This is a genomic window from Thalassococcus arenae (assembly GCF_019104745.1).
Taxonomy (GTDB): domain Bacteria; phylum Pseudomonadota; class Alphaproteobacteria; order Rhodobacterales; family Rhodobacteraceae; genus Thalassococcus_B; species Thalassococcus_B arenae.
Map to the genome: position 1 here is coordinate 1 of NZ_JAHRWL010000005.1, position 1,457 is coordinate 1,457.

At 67.2% G+C, this 1,457-nt stretch carries 1 protein-coding gene; it reads left to right on the plus strand.

Translation table 11 applies throughout. The features are described from left to right. Window positions 1-1,457: acetate--CoA ligase (gene acs / locus KUH32_RS18400; RefSeq protein ID WP_254899295.1), on the plus strand; the 1,457-nt coding region annotated here is incomplete at both ends.

A 1,457-nucleotide genomic window follows, 5' to 3' on the forward strand; every position in this document is an offset into this window, starting at 1 on the left:
GTGACCCGAGCGCATGTTGACGCGGCGAAGTACGATGCGCTGTATGCGGCGTCGGTTTCGGATCCGGAGGGGTTCTGGGGCGAGCAGGCGGGTCGGGTCGACTGGATCAAGGCGCCGACGCGGATCAAGGACGTGGATTTCACGCTGGGCCGGGTCAAGATCAACTGGTATTCCGACGGCACGCTGAACGTGGCGGCCAATTGCGTCGACCGGCACCTGGCGACGCGCGGCGACCAGACGGCGATCATCTTCGAGCCCGACGACCCCGAGGAGCCGGCGCGCCACATCACCTATCGCGAGTTGCACCGCAATGTCTGCAAGATGGCCAACGTGCTGGAGAGCCTCGGCGTGCGCCGCGGCGACCGGGTGGTGATCTACCTGCCGATGATCCCCGAGGCGGCCTATGCCATGCTGGCCTGCGCGCGCATCGGCGCGATCCATTCCATCGTCTTCGCCGGCTTCTCGCCCGATGCGCTGGCGGCCCGCATCAACGGCTGCGAGGCCAAGGTCGTCATCACCGCCGACGAGGCGCCGCGCGGCGGCCGCAAGACCCCGCTCAAGTCCAATGCCGATGCCGCGCTGCTGCATTGCCGCGACACGGTCAAGTGCCTGGTGGTCAAGCGCACCGGCGGCCAGACCACCTGGATCGACGGCCGCGACTTCGACTACAACGAGATGGCGCTCGAGGCCTCGGATGTCAGCCAGCCGGCGGAAATGGGTGCCGAGGACCCGCTGTTCATCCTCTACACCTCGGGCAGCACCGGCCAGCCCAAGGGCGTGGTGCACACCAGCGGCGGCTACCTGGTCTATGCCAGCCTGACCCACCAGATCACCTTCGACTACCATGACGGCGACGTCTACTGGTGCACCGCCGATGTCGGCTGGGTCACCGGCCACAGCTATATCGTCTATGGCCCGCTGGCCAACGGCGCCACCACGCTGATGTTCGAGGGCGTGCCGACCTATCCCGATGCCAGCCGCTTCTGGCAGGTCTGCGAGAAGCACAAGGTCAACCAGTTCTACACCGCCCCCACCGCGATCCGCGCGCTGATGGGCCAGGGCAACGACTTCGTCACCAAATGCGACCTGTCGTCCCTGCGCATCCTGGGCACCGTGGGCGAGCCGATCAACCCCGAGGCCTGGACCTGGTACAACGAGGTGGTGGGGGCCGGGCGCTGCCCGATCGTCGACACCTGGTGGCAGACCGAGACCGGCGGCCACCTGCTGACCCCGCTGCCCGGGGCGCATGCCACCAAGCCGGGCGCCGCGATGAAGCCGTTCTTCGGCGTCCAGCCGGTGGTGCTGGACCCGCAATCGGGCGAGGAGATCCATGCCAGCCCGACCGAGGGCGTGCTGGCGATCAAGGACAGCTGGCCCGGCCAGATGCGCACCGTCTGGGGCGATCACGAGCGCTTCGAGAAGACCTACTTCTCAGACTACAAGGGCTATTACTTCTC